The organism is Salinivibrio proteolyticus, assembly GCF_027286365.1.
Taxonomy (GTDB): Bacteria; Pseudomonadota; Gammaproteobacteria; order Enterobacterales; family Vibrionaceae; genus Salinivibrio; species Salinivibrio proteolyticus.
The window spans coordinates 453,627-473,670 of the sequence record NZ_CP114585.1; the positions used below are offsets into that span (position 1 = coordinate 453,627).

20 protein-coding genes and 1 pseudogene are annotated in these 20,044 nt (G+C 49.1%); 6 read left to right on the plus strand and 15 right to left on the minus strand.

Annotated elements, in window-relative coordinates:
- The first annotated feature begins 235 nt into the window (after positions 1-235).
- Positions 236-1,867, plus strand: a complete 1,632-nt coding sequence (locus tag N7E60_RS15975) for a DUF2813 domain-containing protein (RefSeq protein WP_269598643.1) — start codon at positions 236-238, stop codon at positions 1,865-1,867.
- On the opposite strand, the gene N7E60_RS15980 is transcribed toward N7E60_RS15975, so the two are convergent.
- From N7E60_RS15980 to N7E60_RS16030, 11 genes are read right to left on the minus strand one after another with little or no spacing between them, the layout of a single operon-like run.
- Positions 1,868-2,431, minus strand: coding sequence for a DUF3833 domain-containing protein (locus N7E60_RS15980; protein WP_269598644.1), 564 nt, complete (start codon positions 2,429-2,431; stop codon positions 1,868-1,870). It abuts the gene before it with no gap.
- On the minus strand, positions 2,428-2,964 hold the full coding sequence (locus N7E60_RS15985; protein WP_269598645.1) for a chalcone isomerase family protein: 537 nt from the start codon (positions 2,962-2,964) through the stop codon (positions 2,428-2,430). The genes N7E60_RS15980 and N7E60_RS15985 overlap by 4 nt, the downstream gene beginning before the upstream one ends.
- Positions 2,964-3,479, minus strand: coding sequence for a DUF2878 domain-containing protein (locus N7E60_RS15990; protein ID WP_269598646.1), 516 nt, complete (start codon positions 3,477-3,479; stop codon positions 2,964-2,966). The genes N7E60_RS15985 and N7E60_RS15990 overlap by 1 nt, the downstream gene beginning before the upstream one ends.
- Before the next feature lie 4 nt (positions 3,480-3,483).
- The gene (locus tag N7E60_RS15995) at positions 3,484-4,725 is read right to left on the minus strand and encodes an SAM-dependent methyltransferase (protein ID WP_269598647.1); all 1,242 of its coding nucleotides are present in this window, start codon (positions 4,723-4,725) and stop codon (positions 3,484-3,486) included.
- 2 nt (positions 4,726-4,727) lie between these two features.
- Positions 4,728-5,465, minus strand: a complete 738-nt coding sequence (locus tag N7E60_RS16000; RefSeq protein ID WP_269598648.1) for a DUF1365 domain-containing protein — start codon at positions 5,463-5,465, stop codon at positions 4,728-4,730.
- Between the two features lie 8 nt (positions 5,466-5,473).
- A complete protein-coding gene (locus tag N7E60_RS16005; RefSeq protein WP_269598649.1) occupies positions 5,474-6,730 on the minus strand; it encodes an NAD(P)/FAD-dependent oxidoreductase in 1,257 nt (418 codons plus the stop codon).
- Positions 6,727-7,458, minus strand: coding sequence for an SDR family NAD(P)-dependent oxidoreductase (locus N7E60_RS16010; RefSeq protein ID WP_069586455.1), 732 nt, complete (start codon positions 7,456-7,458; stop codon positions 6,727-6,729). The genes N7E60_RS16005 and N7E60_RS16010 overlap by 4 nt, the downstream gene beginning before the upstream one ends.
- Complete coding sequence (locus tag N7E60_RS16015) at positions 7,455-7,895, minus strand: nuclear transport factor 2 family protein (RefSeq protein ID WP_269598650.1); 441 nt, start codon at positions 7,893-7,895, stop codon at positions 7,455-7,457. The genes N7E60_RS16010 and N7E60_RS16015 overlap by 4 nt, the downstream gene beginning before the upstream one ends.
- A complete protein-coding gene (gene phrB / locus N7E60_RS16020) occupies positions 7,895-9,334 on the minus strand; it encodes a deoxyribodipyrimidine photo-lyase (RefSeq protein ID WP_269598651.1) in 1,440 nt (479 codons plus the stop codon). The genes N7E60_RS16015 and phrB overlap by 1 nt, the downstream gene beginning before the upstream one ends.
- Positions 9,325-10,155 carry a MerR family transcriptional regulator gene (locus tag N7E60_RS16025; protein WP_269598652.1) on the minus strand — a complete coding sequence of 277 codons (831 nt, stop codon included), beginning with the start codon at positions 10,153-10,155 and terminating at the stop codon, positions 9,325-9,327. The genes phrB and N7E60_RS16025 overlap by 10 nt, the downstream gene beginning before the upstream one ends.
- Entirely contained in the window at positions 10,145-11,101 is a 957-nt protein-coding gene (locus N7E60_RS16030) for a YbgA family protein (RefSeq protein WP_269598653.1), read from the minus strand. Before N7E60_RS16030 ends, N7E60_RS16025 begins: the two co-directional genes overlap by 11 nt.
- A 279-nt stretch (positions 11,102-11,380) precedes the next feature.
- Here N7E60_RS16030 and N7E60_RS16035 point away from each other — a divergent pair, with 279 nt between their 5' ends.
- The gene (locus tag N7E60_RS16035; protein ID WP_269598654.1) at positions 11,381-13,630 is read left to right on the plus strand and encodes a putative bifunctional diguanylate cyclase/phosphodiesterase; all 2,250 of its coding nucleotides are present in this window, start codon (positions 11,381-11,383) and stop codon (positions 13,628-13,630) included.
- 24 nt (positions 13,631-13,654) lie between these two features.
- Here N7E60_RS16035 and N7E60_RS16040 read toward each other — a convergent pair whose 3' ends face one another.
- Together N7E60_RS16040 and N7E60_RS16045 are read right to left on the minus strand one after the other, a co-directional pair.
- A complete protein-coding gene (locus N7E60_RS16040) occupies positions 13,655-13,930 on the minus strand; it encodes a GIY-YIG nuclease family protein (protein ID WP_077457471.1) in 276 nt (91 codons plus the stop codon).
- 5 nt (positions 13,931-13,935) lie between these two features.
- Entirely contained in the window at positions 13,936-14,619 is a 684-nt protein-coding gene (locus tag N7E60_RS16045) for a YceH family protein (protein WP_077662423.1), read from the minus strand.
- Between the two features lie 213 nt (positions 14,620-14,832).
- Here N7E60_RS16045 and N7E60_RS16050 point away from each other — a divergent pair, with 213 nt between their 5' ends.
- Together N7E60_RS16050 and N7E60_RS16055 are read left to right on the plus strand one after the other, a co-directional pair.
- Positions 14,833-15,270, plus strand: coding sequence for a bactofilin family protein (locus N7E60_RS16050; protein WP_077457476.1), 438 nt, complete (start codon positions 14,833-14,835; stop codon positions 15,268-15,270).
- 40 nt (positions 15,271-15,310) lie between these two features.
- Positions 15,311-15,728 (plus strand): annotated as a pseudogene (locus N7E60_RS16055) (DUF3069 domain-containing protein).
- 65 nt (positions 15,729-15,793) lie between these two features.
- Here the strand turns inward: N7E60_RS16055 and aroG are convergent.
- A complete protein-coding gene (aroG, locus tag N7E60_RS16060; RefSeq protein WP_269598655.1) occupies positions 15,794-16,873 on the minus strand; it encodes a 3-deoxy-7-phosphoheptulonate synthase AroG in 1,080 nt (359 codons plus the stop codon).
- Positions 16,874-17,147: 274 nt separating this feature from the next.
- Here aroG and N7E60_RS16065 point away from each other — a divergent pair, with 274 nt between their 5' ends.
- A complete protein-coding gene (locus tag N7E60_RS16065) occupies positions 17,148-17,687 on the plus strand; it encodes a hypothetical protein (RefSeq protein ID WP_077457480.1) in 540 nt (179 codons plus the stop codon).
- A gap of 216 nt (positions 17,688-17,903) precedes the next feature.
- Positions 17,904-18,101, plus strand: coding sequence for a hypothetical protein (locus N7E60_RS16070; RefSeq protein ID WP_131825065.1), 198 nt, complete (start codon positions 17,904-17,906; stop codon positions 18,099-18,101).
- A gap of 523 nt (positions 18,102-18,624) precedes the next feature.
- Here N7E60_RS16070 and N7E60_RS16075 read toward each other — a convergent pair.
- Positions 18,625-19,941 carry a DEAD/DEAH box helicase gene (locus tag N7E60_RS16075; protein WP_077640860.1) on the minus strand — a complete coding sequence of 439 codons (1,317 nt, stop codon included), beginning with the start codon at positions 19,939-19,941 and terminating at the stop codon, positions 18,625-18,627.
- Positions 19,942-20,044 lie beyond the last annotated feature (103 nt).

Here is a 20,044-nt window from a genome sequence, read left to right on the forward strand (position 1 = left end):
TCTCTTAACCTACATCACGGAACGTCGTAAGGAGCTGACGACGTGCGACGCAAATGGGGACCTATAAAGTCTTAACACTTTAGCAGGGTTTTCAGTGCACTCCTACTTCAAAAGCCAATTTAAAACGACTATCAGTTGATAAGATAAAGACAATAAATCAGCGATATAGCACAAAATCGTCACCGGGTTTATTTCCTTTCAACAAGAACTGTCATACAGTAAATGAGAGGTGACGATGAGACTAGACCGGATTGAAATAGCAGGCTTTCGTGGCATCAAGCGCCTGTCACTACAAGTTGATGAACTCACCGTTCTAATCGGTGAAAACGCGTGGGGTAAATCTTCCTTGCTCGACGCATTGGAAATCGCTTTGCATCCTAGTGGTGATCGTCCCAGCTTCAAACGCTCGGACTTTCATGTTGACCACACCCTAGGGATTGCCCCTGAACAACAATTTCAAATCGTACTGCGTTGGCAAGAAAGCTTTGCTGGCGAACACAAAGCACGCCGCTATCGACGCTTTAAGCCGGTGTGGAATGGCGAGCATGAGGGTTGCCGTACTCTCGATTATCGCTTGAGCGCCACCACAGAAGAAAGCAAAGTCCATGTACGTCGCGAGTTTCTATCCAGTCAGGGCGATGTCATTCAAGATATCGAGAGCGATGTGCTGGCACAGCATCTCATGCAGATCCACCCTGTGGTTCGGGTACGCGATGCAAGACGCATGCGGGTCCCCGGACAAACAGTAACTAAAGACAATACCCGCCTTGAGCAACGGCTCGACAATACCTATCGCCGATTGTTAATGATGCCCGGCCACGTTAATAAAGGAGAGATTAAGAGCGGGCTACATGCGATGCGGCAACTGCTGGATCATTACTTTGCCGTACAAGAGCACGATCGCCCCCCTTACCCCATCAATGCCCCCGGAGCGTTAGCGTTTACCCATAATCAAATGCATCCCTTAGAGGCGGTGGCTAACAATACCTCCAATCAAAGCGACCTTATCCTGATGGGATTATTAAGCGCATTTGTGCGAGCGCGAGGGCCAAAGCAGCTTAAGCGCAATGCGCGACCGATCATGGTGTTTGAGGATCCCGAAGGTCGCCTGCACCCCACCTTATTGAATCAAGCTTGGCGCCTGATCCAATTGATGCCGATGCAAAAAATACTGACCACTAATAGCGGTGATCTTTTGGCGGGGGTTCAACTTGATCATATCCGAAGATTGGTACGCCATCCGACCGAGACACGCAGCCACCAAGTTCCCTCACAGCTGTTAAGTAAAGATGAACGCCGTCGCGTTACCTTTCATGTCCGCTTTCATCGCCCCAGTGCCTTGTTTGCGCGCTGCTGGCTGTTGGTTGAAGGCGAGACGGAGATTTGGCTATTTAATGAGCTCGCTCGCTTGCAAGGTTATGACCTCGCTGCCGAAGGCGTCCACTTAATTGAATTTGCACAAAGCGGTCTACGTCCATTAATCAAAACCGCCAAAGCCTTGGGGATTGAATGGCACCTCGTCGCCGATGGTGATATGGCCGGGAAGAAGTATGCCGCCACAGCACGCGGACAGATTGAGAATCAGCCGGAGGGCGTCAGGCTTACCGTCTTGCCGGATAAAGATATTGAGCATTTCTTGTATAACAACGGCTATGAGCCTTTGTTCCGAGATATGGCTGGGATGACAAGCCAACAGCCTCACATGAATGACAGGCGCATCATTACTAAGGCACTCAAGCGTTATGCCAAACCCGATGCCGCGCTCGCGATCATCGCCTATACCGAGAATGAATTGAAAGCGCCGATCCCTAAGTTGCTCCGGTGGATCTTGCAACGCGCGATCGGCTTAGCCAGAGGGATGGGCTAATTAGCCCTCCTTGTTTACACGTTGGAAAAACAGCGTCACTTTCCCGACTTCAACCCCCCATTTGCGCATCGAGGTGACATTAAATAAATGGTCTGAATCTTGTCGGAACATCCAGTCGTCAAAGTGCAGCTGATACTCGCTGTCACCAACAGGCACAACCAAATCATAGCGCCAATTTAACGCATTCCCTTCAACAACGCCTGTCGCAGTGCCCACGATATCACCGGCGGTTCCTGAATAGGTCCCTTCTGAGTGGCGGGTAATCGTCCAAACACGCGTTTGGGTCTCGCCATCGTCATACACAAAGGACTCGTCGAGTGTCAGTGTATCGCCGTCCACAGTGCCAATGATATCTACCTCAAAACGCCGGCGTTGCTCACCAGAAAAATCTTGCACCATACCCCACGCTTTTGTGTGTCCTTCAAAATACTCAAACAAGTCAAACGCAGGAGTACGCGCTTTGTAGTCCTCAATGTCCGCTGAACACGCCGTCAACAATAGCGCCGCTACGGCGAGCAAGGCCCACTGAATACGCTGCCGGATCTGCCTCGTCGGTAGAGTCATGATGGATCTCCTAATAATGCTTTACGGTGATCGGGGTAATCGGTATTTTCTGATAACCAAATGGCCAAGAAGGCGTCGGCCAATGCCGTATCGGTTAGGTTAAGTGTTAGCTGCCAGTTTTGGTCCGCGCGTTGGTAATAAAATGTACCGCCGGTCCGAGTACGGACAAAAGCGAGACGATCGTTCTCCTTGATATCGCCCCAAGCTGGCGAGATTGTTTCCAGCCACACTGCGCGTTGCGATGCAGAGAACCCAAGGTGCTGCCACTGATCGTCCGTCGCTTCCATCAGCCGTTTGTCGCTGATATCTCGAGCATAGGTAATCACCAATGCATGTGGCTGTTGTGGTTGATACTCTCCGTCAGGCGCACGCAACTCGGAGCGATAGATCGTCCACCAGCCCCATGTGAGTGTTGCCTTACCAACTTGGGGCCAAGATTGCCATGCATTCTCCATCTTAGGAGATGCCGTCTCGGCAGAACCCGGCCACGAGAGGATTAAGGTAAGCCAGCCCACGAGCAGAATAGCTTTCATCACTCACCTCCCGAGGCCAACGTCGTTGGCTGTGTTTTATCCACTAGCCAACGCATTAGGTGGATAAGAATCACACTGTACACCGCCCAGACTGCGACTAGAACGAGACTTGTGGTGAGCCAAGGTTGCGGAAAAACAATCGCGCCAAGCCGTTCTCCAGCAACATAACTGCTCGCGCCACCCAAAGCGCCAATCAGACTCATCGCCCATAGAGAATGGGCGAGAATGATCTTACGCAACAACCAAACGAATGCGCAGAACCCGCACCAAAGTAGAACCAGCCACACCGGCATCCACGCTGATGCAGGTTCAGTGGCAAGCCAGCCAAAATGGATTAACAGGTTATCACCGACAAGGCCTATCGGCGTTAAGGTGATGATCGCCCAAAGGACATCGCGCTGATAGAAAATCGCCGCGGCAAGCATGGCGACTAGCAACCACTGGGTGCTACTTTGCCCCAACGCCGCCGTGAACCAAAACACGTTAAAAAGCAGAGAGATCACCACAAAGCGCATGATGTTAGGCCTCACGCCAAGCGGGGCGACTAAACAGCAACTGCACAGCGCTGATGGTGCGCTCGCGGAATCCCCCCTCGCAGTAGCAGAAGTAGTATCGCCACAAACGCGCAAAGCGTTCATCATAGCCAAAGGTTTGTAGCGTATCTGCGTTTTGGTTAAAGCGCTGATGCCAGTCGGCGAGTGTATTGGCGTAATCGATACCAATATCTTTTAAATCACGCATCACAAAATCGGTCTGCGCGGTAAAATGATCCAGCAATACATTCACTGATGGTAAGAAGCCACCAGGAAAAATGTGCTTTTGGATAAAGTCCACATTCCGGCTGTAGTGCTCATAGCGCTGATCGGCAATGGTGATGGCTTGAATGGCCATCAATCCCTCAGGTTTGAGTAACGATTGACACTTTTTCACAAAGGTATCGAGATACTCTTTACCTACCGCTTCGATCATTTCAATCGAAACGAGCTTATCGTACTCACCGTCAAGATCGCGGTAATCTTCTTTTAGCAAAGTGATTTGGTTTTGCAGGCCCGCTTGTTCGATCCGAGCTTTTGCCCAAGCATACTGCTCTTCCGAAATCGTCGTAGTGGTGACGCGGCAACCATACTCTTTGGCAGCATAGATCGCCATTGCTCCCCAGCCCGACCCAATCTCAATTAAGTGATCCGATGGTTTGAGCTTGAGTTGCCGACAAAGGCGGTCCATTTTCTCCACTTGTGCCGCTTCCAAGCCCACGGTGTTCTCGGTATAGATAGCGCTAGAATAGAGCATCTGCTCATCAAGAAAGTGACGGTAGAGATCATTACCCAAATCGTAATGCGCTGAAATATTACGACGTGCGGTGTCTTTTTCATTGCGGTTTCGCCAGTGTGCCAGCTTGTTGCCAAGATTCACCAACCAACCGGTGTGTTTTTCAATGCGATCGATGGCAGGTAGGTTGCGAGCAAAGACTCGGATCACATCGGTCAGATTGGGAGATTCCCACCAACCATCGACGTACGCTTCAGCGGCGGCAATACTTCCACCGGTCAACATACGTGTGTAAAAGCGCGGATCGTGGACGAGCACAGAGGCATGAAGACTAGCTTGTGGATCACCACATTGTAAGGTTTGCCCCTGCTCGTCGACCAAAGAAATACAGGCATCTTTAACATGTGCCAGTAACGTGTAAACCAACTGCTTAGCATAATGCTCTTTGCGTGTCAGCGTGCGTTGAGTTTGAGAAACGTCCGTCGCAGACATAATTACTCCTTCTTCGCACCTGGGTGCGGATAAAACGGTGCGCCCTTTATCCATAATTTGAGCGCCTGCCAATAAATACCAATGAGAACTTTTACTGTCTCGATCGGGGTTCGGATCAATAGTTTATTGAGGGTTTGCGTGGTAAAGGGGCGCCGCTTCATGCCTAACGTGGCATCAAACTCTCGATCATCTCGGTGCGCTTCTAAATGTACATGCACACGTTCACCTAGCGGCTTGAGTCGCCAGTGATACCGTTGCTCAATCGGGTTGAATGGCGAGACATGAAAGGCTTTATCATGCTGCCAGCGCTTCCCCGCTGGTATCGCATAAAAATGCTTTTCTCCCCAAGGGGTATTGCTCACCTCAGCCAATACATACCGCCACTGATTATCTGTGTCATAGATGTAATAAAGGTTCACGGGACTAAAGTACACGCCCAAATAGCGAAGTTGGCACAATGCGTAGACTTTGCCGGTAATGCGCTCACCGGTTAGCGCATAGAGTTTATCGAGACAAGCCGCTTTGGTGTCCGACTCCCCCGCGAAATAGTCGGCATGATGAAAGGCGGCGAACCCCCACTTCCCGAGTCGAAAGCCGCGCACACGCGCCGCCAGTGTGCTTAGCTCATCCAAATCAATCAGCGGCATAAACACGGGATAATTAAAGGCGTGTTTGATCGGCGTAAAGCGTCGGTGTCGAACTTGGCCGACATAAAGCCCGCTTTGAAGTGATTCTGCCACTGTACTCACTAACTCATTTCCTCAACTACATCGAGCGCACTGCGCACACCATCTTCATGGAAGCCGTTGTACCAGTAGGCGCCACAGAACCAGCTTCGTTGCTGGCCATTAATTCGATGGCGCTGTTGCTGCGCGGCGACGCTTTCGGTATTAAATACCGGATGCGCATACACAAACTGCCGTAAAATCTTACTCGGTTCGATTCGATCCGTTTGATTTAGCGTGACACAGAAGGTTTCAGGCGCCTGAATTGACTGCAATATATTCATATTGTAGGTCAAAGCTGCAGGTTGCGTGTCTATATCTTCTGACACGGGCAGATGATAGTTCCAGCTCGCCCATGCCCCTTTGCGAGTGGGAAGTAATGAGGTATCGGTATGGAGCACCACCTCGTTATCTTGATACGGAATTGCGCCTAACACTTCACGTTCAGCTGTTGAAGGATCGGCTAGCATCGACAGGGCTTGATCGCTATGGCAAGCAAAAATGACATGATCGAACTGATACTCGCCACTCTCTGTGGTGAGCACAACGCCGTGCTGGTGACGTGTTACTTGCCTAACGGGGGTGTTTAATTGGATCTTTTCAGCAAACGCTGGGATGAGCTTTCTAACATATTCACGCGAGCCACCCGGAATGACGTACCACTGCGGGCGATTCGTAATATCCAGCAAGCCGTGGTTTTGGAAAAAACGGAGAAAAAATGCCAGAGGAAATCCGCGCATATCTGAAAGTGTGGAGGACCATATTGCCGCCCCCATCGGTAAGATATAGTTTTGACAAAAATAGTCGCTAAATCCGTGCTGGTTAAGGAACTCCCCCAAGGTGTGCATAGCCAATGTATCTGACGCTTGGCCGCGCTGATGAGCCTCACGCGCCAAACGGTTAAAACGCATAATCTCGGCTAAGAAACGGTAAAACCGAACATTCACCACATTACGTTTTTGCGCGAACAGCGACGCTAAGCTATGTCCGTTGTATTCCAGACCATTTTCATCGTTACGCACACTAAAACTCATCTCAGAAGGCTGTCGACCTACCCCGATTTCTTCCAGTAAACGTTCATAATTCGGGTAAGTACGATCGTTAAACACGATAAAGCCCGTGTCGATCGCATAGCGTCCACTCTCAACCTCTACGTCAACGGTAGCCGTGTGACCACCGAGATAGTCGTTGGCTTCAAAGAGCTGAATGTCATGACGCTTATTTAAATAATGGGCACATGTCAGGCCCGCAATACCGGAGCCGATAATCGCAATTTTCATGCTTGTTTCCTTGTCATGCGTCGAGCAATGGCGATCTGCCATGATGTAGGGAGTAAGGCGATAATTTTCAGGAAATAGGTAAACTTACGCGGAAAGTGAACTTCTGCTTTGCGTTTCTCAAGCCCTGCTTGAATGGCCGCCGACGCTTGCTCGACAGTCACGCGCATCGGCATGGCGAAATCGTTTTTATCTGTTAGTGGCGTTTTAACAAACCCAGGCGAAATGAGTGACACCGTCACCCCTTGATGGGCGAGATCAACCGATAACGTATTGGCTAGATAGCTGATAGCAGCTTTAGATGCGCCATATGCCTCTGCGCGAGGTAAAGGCATGTAACTCGCCGAGGAACCAACGATCGCCAAATGGGTGCCCGGCACAAAGCTTGCCTGCAAGGCTTCGATACAATTAAGGACGCCAAACACGTTGATATCGAATACGCGTTTAAACAAGGGTACATCGATTTTTCCGTAGTCGATGTATTCACAGGTACCGGCATTTAGGATCACCAAATCAGAGCTTGCTGATAAGGCACCGAGCGCTTGGTGGGTTTGATCCCTGTCTGTGGCATCAAACACTAACGGCTCGAGAGAAGCATGATCGCGCTGCATCGCATCTAGCTTGTCTTGGTTACGGCCACACGCAATGACGCGCCACCCTTGGCGTGCATAGTCTCGCGCTAATTGCTCGCCAATCCCCGATGTCGCGCCAGTAATCACAACCTGTTTCATTGTCCTAACCTCGCTTTTATGTAAGTGAGTAGTCGACCCATCAACGGCAAGGCCTCATAAATCATTTCGCCCATGTCAAAATAGTCGCGGTGACGACTGACCCGCCCATCCGTAAACGTCAAATGCGAGCAACCATGCACCTGTCTCGGTCTACCTTGTTGTACACGCGGATGAGAAAACGTCATGGTCCACGTCACGAAAGCATCATTGTCCCCCGCCGTGGTATGGTGAATGTCAAACTGACAGCTAGTGACGTTTTGATACAAGGAAGCAAAGTACGCTAGAAACGCAGAGAGCCCTTCAATACGGTGTGCTGGGTCGATAAACACAATGTCTGGGTGGTAAATCGTTTCAAGCGATGCCAAGTTGTCTTTACCGAGGGCCTGATAAACTTGCGCAAAGCGCGCCACCTGAGTTTGAACGCTCTCGATCTCCATTATGCAGACTCCTTGGGCTGATTTTTGGCCGCCTCAAAAATCGCTAGTGCCTGTTTGCGCTGCTTGGCATGATCAACAATCGGTTTGGGGTAATCTAATGACTGCGCATACTTTTCTGCCCACGACCAAGGTTGATGGATTTGCTTACCAGGCACCTCTTTTAGTGCCGATAACCAACGACGTATGAAGCGGCCATCACTGTCGAAGCGCTCCCCTTGGGTTGTCGGATTAAAAATTCGAAAGTAAGGCTGTGCATCGGTGCCAACTGACGCTGACCATTGCCAACCACCGTTATTGGACGCAAAGTCGCCGTCAATCAGCTTGGACATAAAGTAGTCCTCCCCCCAACGCCAATCGATGAGCAAGTCCTTGGTTAAAAAGCTTGCCACTATCATCCGCAGGCGGTTATGCATCCATCCGGTGGTGTTCAATTGCTGCATCGCAGCATCCACAATCGGAAAGCCGGTTTTACCCGCTTTCCACGCCTCAAAGCGAGCGTTGTCGTTATCCCACACCACAGACTCTCCCCACTCTAAAAAGCAATGCTTTTTACTAATACTGGGGTTTTGGGCACTCACTTCTTGATAGAAATCGCGCCAGATTAGCTCTGACAACCAAGTTGCTGCGCCTGAATCAGGCTCGCGCCATTGCGGATGCTCAGATTGCAATCGCGCTAAGCATTGGCGAGGGGACAATGCACCAATGGCAAGATACGGTGACAGCTGACTGGTGCCCTCAATGGCAGGGAAATCCCGGTGCGTCTTGTAATCTGCCGCTTGCTCACGGCAATAAGTGCGTAACTTATCTAAGATGGCTTTTTCCGTGGTCGGCCATGCGGAGACGGACTTGGTTGGATAGTCAAATTCAATCGGCTCAAGAGAAGCAAAAATAGCGGCTAACCGCTTATCATCAGCACGTACGGCTGGTGCCTTAAGCGGTGACTGATCCATACCTTCTAATGCACGTAGGCAGGCTTTTTTAAATGGGGTAAAGACTTTATACGCGTCGCCTTTACCAGAACGAATCGTGCCGGGCGCAAACAGATTACGGTCATGGTAGGCGTACCAATCAATGCCCTGCGCCTCCACTTGTTGCTGTGCTTGGCGATCGCGATTTTGCTCATTCAGCTCGTATTCACGATTCACAAACACGGCGTTGATATTCAGCGAATTCGCAAGGGTTGCGACCGTTTCAGACGCCCTCTTATAGTCAGCGGCTCGTGTCACCAACAGCGGAATGTTAAGTGCACCGAGTTCGTCACGCAGCGCCTTAAGCCTTGCTTCAATCAATCCCGCCTGAATCGGGGCCATATGGTGGGCAGCCCATTGGTCCGGTGTTTCCACAAAAAGGCCCACAACAAGCTCGTTTGCTTCGCACGCTGCATGCAGTGCACGATTGTCGAGGCAGCGCAGATCGCGTCGAAACCAAACTAAATGCATAACGGATTGTTCTCCTTGAGTTCTTTTAGCTCGTCTCCATGTACGGAGCAAATAAATGGCTGGCTCACAATGTGAATGTCAGATTGTGCGTAACACTGCCGTAGCTGATTAAGCTGGGAACGATCGAGGCGGTGCGCAGCCATCACTGCGAGCGTGGGGATCTTTTGCTCTCGCATCACTTCGAGGATAAGGCCAAGTTGGGAATGTGGCTCACGCAAGATAGTGACGTTGTAACCTTTCTCATTCAGACGCATCGCCATCATGGTGCGCTGATAATCTTCTGTGTCAGTGAGTGTCACTAACCAACAAGAGAACTTACTATTGCGCTTTGCGTTCGCCAACATTGCCGCTTGGCATTTTTCGATTACCGTACTGCGCCACATATCTTTCTGCAGAGAACTGATGGCACTTTGCTCCTCATCCAACCACGTATCTAGCGGCGTAAAGACGTGTTCGATGAGCCAATAAAACGGATATTCTTTTAATAAGGTTTCGACGTGCTGGCCGAGTTTTTTCAGTGATAAGTCATGAATCAACTTCATCAGCTCACGTGCTAACGTGTCATCTTCGCTATCTATTTGGGTCTCGGTTTGCGACAGTAACGGTTTCACTTTACTGATCGGGACACCTTTGTCGAGCCAGCGTAAGATCCGGCCAATCATGGCGACGTCTTCATCACTGTAAAGACGATGACCTTTCGGAGTTCTGGCCGGAGACAGCAAGCCATAACGGCGTTGCCATGCGCGCAATGTCACTGGATTAACGCCGGTACGATCAGCAACTTGGCTGATCGTCAGCGTGCTTTCGGGATTAGAGTCCATAACGTAACCTTAAGGCATCTGGATACGGCTTCAGATACGCTTGACTAGCAAGGTAATCATCTGGGTGGTTGTGCAAATGGTGAGCAATGAGGGTCAACGGCGCTAACAACGGCATAGTGCCTTGCCGGTAAGCATGAATAAGGTGAGTCAGCTCCGCTTTTTGGCTCTTATCGAGGTTGTTCTTAAAATAGCCTTGCAGATGCATTAGCACATTGGTGTGCTTTTTCCGTGTCGCACGGATAGCTAACGACTGCATAAACTGCGTGCGATACTGGTGGAAAAAATCATCAATATCGTACTCCGCGATGTTCGCCATAAAACGGCCCAACTCTCGGTAACGCTCAGGCGAGTGCGCCATCAACACTAATTTATACCGCGAGTGGAATGCGACCAGCGCTTTTCTTGTCACGCCACTTTCGACACTGCGATATAAATCGTCTAACGCAAATAACCGAAACACAAAATTCTCACGCAGGATGGGATCGTTTAATCGGCCATCTTCCTCAACCGGCAGCCACGGCATACGATCCATCAATGCTTGGGTATACAGCCCTACCCCAGAGATATCAGAGGTGTAGCCATTTTCCCGGTAGACTTTGACACGCTCCATGCCACAAGTGGGCGACTTGGCACAAACGATATAGCCACGCAGTGCTTTATGGGCCAATTCATCCGCTTTTCGTTCGCTAAAGGCCACCATTCTTTCGGTGTGATCTTTACTGGCGTCTTTGGTCTCAACCAAACGAATATCGCCCACATTCCCCTTATCTAGTAAACGAATCGTTGGTCTTGGCACCGGTAAGCCGATCGCAACCTCTGGACAAACTGGGACAAAATTAACATAGGGAGCGAGCTCTTTAGTCACAAATGGACTGCGTTTATGACCGCTATCAAAGCGCACCTTTTCACCAATCACACATGCGCTAACACCAACTGGAAACGACATGCTTCACCTCTTCTTATCAAGCGGCATGAGCCGCAGAGTTGTACATTTATATTTTGTTGTACAACTCAATGTAGGCGAAGGATCACTTCTGTACAATATTTTTTATTTGTACAAGTTTACTCTGGTTCTTGATATACCCTCACGCAGTCCCCTTAACAGCTGCTACGCTTTACCTATCCCTTATCAAAGAGGGAGTCTCACATTTGTCTCACTATTGATACGACTTGAGTCACTCGTGTCACATACACTTAAAGCCACCATGATATAGCTCTCACGACCATGCCCTTACAGAGAACGACACTAAACATCGATGACCGTCTCTCCATTGCGAAGCGCCCATTTCGACCTCGCGGCCGCGCTATACTCGTGATTGCGCTGATCTGCTTTGCTATCCTGATTGCCACTTTTTCCTTATTTAATACCGCACAAGAACAACAACGACTGCGCACCGAGCAGCTATTAAGCGTCGAAGCAAAATCCTTTGCTGACGCGTTAACGCGTCACATGAATGCTCACCTGAATGAATTCAGTGTGCTTGCCAGCGAGATAGAAAAAAACATTCCCTCGACGTACTCGACATGGCAAGCATTAGTGCTAGCCCATCAGGGGAATGACGTTCACTTTCAAGCCTTGTTCTGGGCTGAGTCTGATCGCACGATTCGTTGGCATTACCCCCAAAATGACTCAGAAAAGCCCGAGCAATTCCCGTTTGACGTTTTAGGAGACGGTAACGCTCAGCTTTTGCGTATGGATGTAGAGTCGCTCCATGACTGGCATATTGCACACCCTATCTATACGCAAAATCGGAATACGCCTAACTACTATCTCGGTGGCACTCTCGATATTGCAGAACATATCAGCCACCTAGCATCTGATTATCTCGATACGTTTCAGAAACTCACTCTCTACGCTGCAAGTGATGGGCACGTTGTATTCGGGGACATACCGCCCAATGAAGCAGCAACAGGACAAGTTGGGCTCACACTAACCGGCGCCAGCCCGGAATTTATCGTCACATTGTGGAGCACCCCTGACTCGGAACACTTTTTATCTTTGCCAATGCTCATTTACATCTCTGGGTTGGTCGTCACGATCTTAGTGGGTATCGCCTTGTATTTAATTGAAATCAATTTGATGGCGAGAAAAGCTGAACAAGCGACGATTACTCGACTGCAAAATGAAATCGCTCAACGCAAAGACGTTGAAAATCAGCTGCATTTTATTGCTAATCATGATCCCCTGACCTATCTGCCAAATCGCCATGCACTGCTTAATCACATTCAGCACACCATTAACAAGACGCTCTCGGCAACGCGTACGCTGTCGCTGATTTGTATCGACATTGATAATATTAAGGAAATCAATGATCTTCACGGCTACCGCATTCACGATGACGTATTAACTACCGTCGCCAAACGCTTACAAAATCTATTGCCTCCACAAGCTTATTTAGCCAGAACCAGTGATGAACATTTTGTCATGCTGCGCACCGATCTATCGCCGTTAGAAGCCGAGGTACACGCCAAGCAGGTGCGTTTAACTGTAGAGAAAGAATGCCACGCTCAGGGAGTGACTGTTTTACCTAGCTGCGCAATTGGTGTGGCGTATCGCTATGACACATCTATGCCGGCTCATGAATTACTGCGCCACGCCGATACCGCTGCGCATCGAGCACGACAACTCGTGCACCACCGTGTGGTCGTATTTCAAATGGCGATGCGTGACCACCTTCAGCAAAAGCGCGACATCGAATACACCATTCGCAAAGCCATCCAAGGCAATGAATTGATGCTGCATTTTCAGCCTCAGGTTGATTTAAAAACGCAGCGTATCGTCGGCATTGAAGCCTTAGTCCGCTGGCAAGATGAAGGGGGGACTATCATTTCGCCTGACACCATCGTCCGTACTGCTGAAGATACAGGATTGATGCAACAACTGGGGAATTGGATCATTAACAAAGCGCTAGAGCATTATGCCATGCTGCTCACCGAGGGTTGCGCACCGCCGATGCTTGCTATTAATGTCTCTGGGCATGAATTTCAAGACAGTTTTCTGGCTGATACGATTTTACAAGCCATCGAACGCCATCAAGTACCAGCAGAGCGCGTGCAAATCGAGTTGACCGAGCAAGTGTTTATTGAAAATTTGGAACAAAATCAACAGACATTGCACACGCTCACCGAAGCGGGTATATCACTAGCAATTGATGATTTTGGCACCGGCTATTCATCACTGGCCTATTTGAAACATTTCCCTGTCGATACGGTTAAAATTGATCGCAGCTTTATCGACCAACTCCCCGAATGCAAAGACGATGCAGTGATTTGCCAAGCCGTGATCGGTATGGCGGATCTCTTAGGCTTGAAAGTGGTCGCAGAGGGCGTCGAACATCAAGCCCAGAAGGACTACTTAGCCCAAATCGGCTGTCGTTATATTCAAGGTCACTTGTACTATCCCGCCATGGGCGTCGATCAACTCCTTACCTTGTTAAAACAACATACTCCGTACCAACGCTATTCGAACTCATAGTCAAGCAACCGATGCATATGCCCTTTACGACTCCCATCGATGGACGTCGTTATCTCCCAGACATAAGGCTTCTTTGCGCTGTTTGGGCCACTGTTTTATCTGATATTCCAACTGCATAGCGGCTTGTTTGCTCATTGCAGGAGATTGCCACACCAATGAAAGTGGCCCTTTCCCTCGCAACGCACGCGCACCTTTACCACTGAGATGTTGTTGAAAGCGGCGCTCAACATCCGTCGACACGCCACAATACAAAGCATTGTGCCGCGTACGAACCAAGTAAACGAACCACGACTCGCTCATGCTTCTTATTTGGATAATAGCGCGTTTAATGCCTCGCGCAGGCTGGCGACCTCTTGCTCAAGCGCATCAACCCGCGCTTCCAATGCATGCTGCGTCCCGTGAGATGGGTTTGGCACCGCGGCGTTATCTGCGCTTAGCTCTAGCGTTTCTGTTTCGGGTCTCATTTCGCTTTCAGCGCTCGCTTCGGTTAATTCACCAAATAAATGGATGTAGCGCGATTCCCGTTTACCCGGCTCACGTGCTAGCTTCATAATCCATTCGGCCTCTATCATGGCACTCAACGTGCTTTCTACTTGCTGCATATCGGCAAATTCACATAACCTTTGCGTCCGTGTGCGCAGCTCACCTGCAGTCTGTGGGCCACGTAACAACAGCACGCAAATAATCGCTTTTTCTTGATCCGTAAACGTCAAATTACCGAAAGGCGTATTACAAAAACGATGCTGATACTTGCAGACACGGCTCCCACTCCCTTCCTGTGGGCTGATAAGACGTGCATCGATAAGCGAATTTACGACGTCTAACACGTCGGCGTCGGTGAGCGCATAGACAGGCTCTCGATTACTTTTTTGATTTACCGCTGTCGTGAGTGCATTTAAGGTCAGTGGATAGTAGTCAGGCGTAGTCACTTCTTTTTCAAGCAAGCAACCGATGACACGTTGTTGATAGGGCGTTAATAGCATTGACATGATCCATGTCCTCATTGAGATAATAATCGTGTTATAGCAAGTTGGGCATAGCCGAGCAATTGCGCTCCAACTAAGTGCTGAATAATTCGGCACAAACAGGCACACAGACTGGTATCAGGATCACATGTTAGTCAGGCTTGAGTGAAAAGATCGCAACACATAGCCTGACACCAGATGATATACTGGTAGGAAATGGATTGTGGAGTACAAACTATGGGCCTGTTTCGTTCAACCCCAAACCGTAACCTTGGTTTGTCAATCGTGGCGAAAAACTGCAAGGTTGTTGGTGACATTGAGCTTGACGGAGATATCCAAATTGATGGCTTTGGTGAAGGCAATATCACTCAGGCTAATGCCGTGGTTATCTCAGCAACCGGACACTTCCGCGGTACGATTCATGCCAAGCATATTACGATTAACGGTTTGGTTGAAGGACAATGCGAAGCCGATGCGATTGACATTCTCTCGCAAGGTAAAATGAAAGGCGTGCTCAATACCGAGCAACTCACTATTGAGAAAGGCGGTTTACTCGCAGGTGAAAACCGAGCCACCTTAGCCACCGATACCGTCGTGCCACTCGACGACCAAACACGCAGTGAGCGTACAGAAAATAACGAAAAGAAAGACCGAAAGGCCGCAAGTCGCTCATAACGACGTGGGCTTAGTATAAAAAGTGAAGGAGAGTCGGTGCATGTCCGATACCAGCAGTACCAATGTGAGTTTTGATGAGTTTTCCCCAGAGCTGCAAAGCGTGATTCGCTATGAAAACGCCCCTGAGGCCATGTACACCCGTCCATGACGCGGCAGAGCCTAGTGTTCGCGAAGCATGGGAAAAGCTCCCTGCTAGTGCGCAAAATGTGCTCGACAGCTTCGATCAGTTTCATGCTTTGGTAGCAATCAGCCAAAGTTATGTCGGGATTGATACGCTCAACGCACTGCAAAACGTCAAACTCGATGACATGTCTGAGGACGAGCAAGAGAACTACAAAGCGCAGGTACTGGACGATGTGCTTAAACGTTGCGTTAAAGACTTATCCAAGCAATTAAAACAGGCGCGTTTAAAACCCGCGCTCAAGCGCGAGTTTCAATCTATCTTTCAAGCGCAGTAATGTTCACACAGTAAGACTGTCGCACTATAGTAAGGGCCTGCATTGTACGCTGGCCCTTTTCTTTTTTAAGCACGCTTACGCTGCTGTTTTGCGCCTCGTCTAGCTCTCACAGCGTCCGCTAGCTGACGTAAAGTTAGTTCGGTGTCTTCCCAGCCAATGCACCCATCAGTGATGCTTTGTCCATAAGTGAGCGACTGGCCTTCAATCAGATCTTGGCGCCCTTCAATCAGATGACTTTCAATCATGACGCCAAAGATTGCGTCATTGCCGCCAGCAATTTGCCCCGCTACATCGTTGCAAACCTCTTTTTGCTTTTGATATTGCTTGCTGCTGTTCGCGTGACTAAAGTCGATCATTACTTTTTGGCGCAACCCGGCACCTGCAAGCGATGAACAGATCTGATCAACATCTGTTGTGCTGTAGTTAGGCGCCTTGCCGCCGCGAAGGATCAGGTGGCAGTCATCGTTCCCTGCCGTTGCAACAATGGCAGAATGGCCGTATTTGGTTACCGATAAGAACTGATGCGGCGCGCTTGCTGAGCGAATAGCATCCGTCGCAATCTTAATATTGCCATCCGTACCGTTCTTAAAACCAACCGGGCACGACAAGCCTGATGCCAACTCACGGTGCACTTGAGACTCAGTGGTACGCGCACCAATAGCGCCCCAACTGATTAAATCGGCCATGTATTGCGGCGTGATCATATCGAGGAATTCGCCTGCCGCCGGTAGGCCCATATTGGCAATATCAAGGAGGAGTTCTCTTCCTAAACGCAGGCCATCGTTAATCTTGAAACTGTTGTCTAGATAAGGGTCATTAATCAGGCCTTTCCAACCCACCGTCGTGCGCGGCTTTTCAAAATAAACGCGCATCACCACTTCCAAATCGTCATTAAGCTCTTCTCGGAGAGCTTTGAGCTTGCTGGCATATTCTTTGGCAGCATTTGGGTCGTGAATGGAGCAAGGGCCGACTACGACCACCAATCTATCGTCTTCATCATTCAAAATATGATGAATGGATTGACGTGCGTCGACCACGGTCTTCTCTGCTATCTCTGTGGCGGGGAATTTTTCTAAAACAGCGATCGGTGGCAGCAACTCTTTGATTTGTTGAATTCTTACATCATCTGTCGGGTGTACACTCATGGGCTTGATCCTGTGCTTGCATGCAGCTTCATCGGGCTGCTTTTTCTTCATGAGCCTTTACGCTAACGTGAACACCGCGACGGTGCAAATATTTTTTTACGAGTTTTAAAGATAAAAAAACATAGATAAATTTGACTAGAAACAGTTATTGAATTTTTCCATATTTTGACAACTATGCGTCAACTCATAAAAAAGCCACCGCCTTGCGGTCACTTATTGCGCATGCTCTACACATACTATTACACTGACACTAAACGATTAAGGAGCGTATCACGTGACAAAACGCCTGATTGCAAGCGCGGCTCTGGCATGTGGCTTATTATTGCCAAATGCTCACGCCACTAACTTCAACTACAACCACATACAGATTAACGTTTTGGCTAACCCAAGTGGTTTAGGCGGGCTAGCGCGCTTTGCATTTATGGAGGGCGCACACTTTGTCGCCAAAGGAGATACGCAGTTTGAAGGCGACTGGTACACCTCTGCCGGTGCAGGCTTTCACGCCCCGGTAAACGAATTTGTCGATCTGTACGGAGAAATCGAAGCTGCGTGGCTAAGACGTCCAGAGGATGACAAACATGACACCGGCGACATTGCAACAGTAATTGGTGGCGGAGCACGAGCTTGGATCGCCCCTCCTTTCGAAGCCACAATGTATGTCGGCTCGATTATTTTCGACAAAGATGACAGCGAGAGCATTGTCGAGTTTGGCGGTCGCTTTCATTCAACAGAGACACTTTCACTGGGCGCGACGTGGCGGGCAAACGGTCTTGAAGAAAATAGGTTGATTTTTTCAGTCAGATACCTGTATTAATAGGCCACGGTCATCCACCCTATTCTTTCCTACTCTGGGTGACCGTGTCAGTGTGACCTCTCTCACTGGCTTTATCGCTATATTAAACTAACTTTATGTGAGATACGTATGCCATCTATGAAGGTGGTGTGTGTCTTGTGTACGTGGTGATAAAACCCATGTCAGGACGTTCGCCGTCATTGTGCGTGGGAACTGTCGGAGGGTAAAACGATGGTGATGACTCAACGTATTGATGAATTTGAAAGAAAAATTCAAGAGGCCTATCAAGAAGGTAATATCGAAACCGCACATCGCTTGGAAGAGCAAGTGTCGATGTTACGTCGACGGCTTACAAAACCGGCTGCGGATTTTAAAGCCGCGAGCCAAGTTGAAGATTTTCATGAGGTAGCAGACGGCGATTACTACGACAACTAACCTCACTTCCCTCTTCAGTACGCGCCTATTCGGTGCGCGATAAATAACAAAGCCTTCTCAAAAGAGAAGGCTTTTTTACTGACAGAATGAGGTTTTAAAGGGCCTAGTCAGCAAGTTATCTCGTGAGGCGCTTATTGCGCGGCACGTTCGCGGCGCACAATCCACGCAGCAGCAGTGATAAAAGCAACGACCAATGCAGTTTCCACAGCGTTTCCTATTAATAGTCAATGAATCTTGTATGCAGCCGTCCACCGCACACGCCAACCCGCATTTGCTTAACCATCAAGCAACGATTGCTGCACAGTGTACGTAATATGTAATTAAATTGCTGCAAAAAAGCACAGTTTCACCAAAGAAAAGTGAGATTTTTGGGCATCATAGCGTTAAGCAAAACAAAGTTTCATTGGTGTACAAAATTTAGTGATATACAGCGAATATCTTCCTGATGGTAGCTAGCCGCCGGCATAATAGATAAAACAAAGGAGGGATACCCCTCCTTTTATTCGATAAACGGTATTTTGCCCTATTCTGGTTTAGGTTTTTTCCGCATCATGGGCGTATCGCCAGCAGGCACATTGTTATAAAAGCTCTTATCGCGTTTCTTGGGCGCTTTCGGCTTCGCCTTTTGAGTTGGCTTTTTACGTTTCGCAGGCCCTTTCGACTGAGGTTTGGCCGACTTTTTCTCTTTGAAACCTTTAAATTTACCCGTTAGGCCCTCAATCGCAGTGAAAGATAAGCTTAAACGCAAAAACGCTTCAATATTCTTAAAGCTTCGCCAGTCTTTAGGGCCAACCAATGAATAAGCCAAACCTTGATGCCCAGCTCGCCCTGTACGCCCCACACGGTGAATATATTCTTCCGCATGCTTCGGTAAATCAAAGTTGATCACCATAGAAACGTTAAGCAAGTCCAGCCCCCGAGATGCTACATCCGTAGTGACCAACACATCATGAATGCCGCGCTCAAATTCATCCATAATGCGATTACGAGATGACTGGTTGAGCTCACCGCTCAAGGCAATTGCTTTATAGCCGGCTTGATTGAACCGCTCAGCGAGACGCTCAGTGTCTGCGCGCGTTGCGGTAAAGACCATCACCTGTTTGTGCGTATTGGCTTCCATTAAGTGATCCAATAGCGCATGCTTGTGATCAAGATGATCACTCAGTACAAAATGCTGTTCAATGTCACTATGTAGCGTATGCGTTTCTCCCGCCGCAATGCGTTTGGGGGACTTAAGCAACCCTGCAGCCATGTCTGTCACTTGCTGATGGTCCAGCGTCGCAGAAAACATGAGCGTTTGGCGTAAACGATGGTTGGCTTGCTCATTAATGGCATCTAATTGCGCCTTGAAGCCAAGATCGAGCATACGATCGGCTTCATCAAGGATCAGCATTTCCAATCCAGCTAACGACAAGTGATGCTGTTTAAGATGATCGGCAAGACGTCCAGGTGTGGCCACAACGAAAGTGGGTGATTGACGGAAAACTTTCGCTTGCTCGTTAAAGTTTTCCCCCCCCAATACCAATGCGGCTTTATGGGGTGTACCACTGGTCAGCATACGCAATTGCCCATACACTTGCTTTGCCAATTCTCGTGTTGGCGCGAGCACCAAAACACGTGGGTCACGACGACTGAGAGCTTTAGTACGTAGCACGCGCTGCATCGCCGGCAATAAAAAAGCCAGCGTTTTCCCTGAGCCCGTTTTTGAGGAGGCCAACAGATCCTTCCCGGCCATAACAACAGGAATGGCCTGTCGCTGGATATCGGTTGGCTTTTCAAATCCACGGTGGGCAATGAGCGACAGTAAACGTCTATCTAATCCCAGATCGTCAAATTGCAAGGTATTACTCCAATAGTATTTCTATGACAAAGCGCGCAATAGCGCCATTTAAGGTCGCGAATGCTACCATATTTTACACCAAAACACTGCACTAAAAACGGGT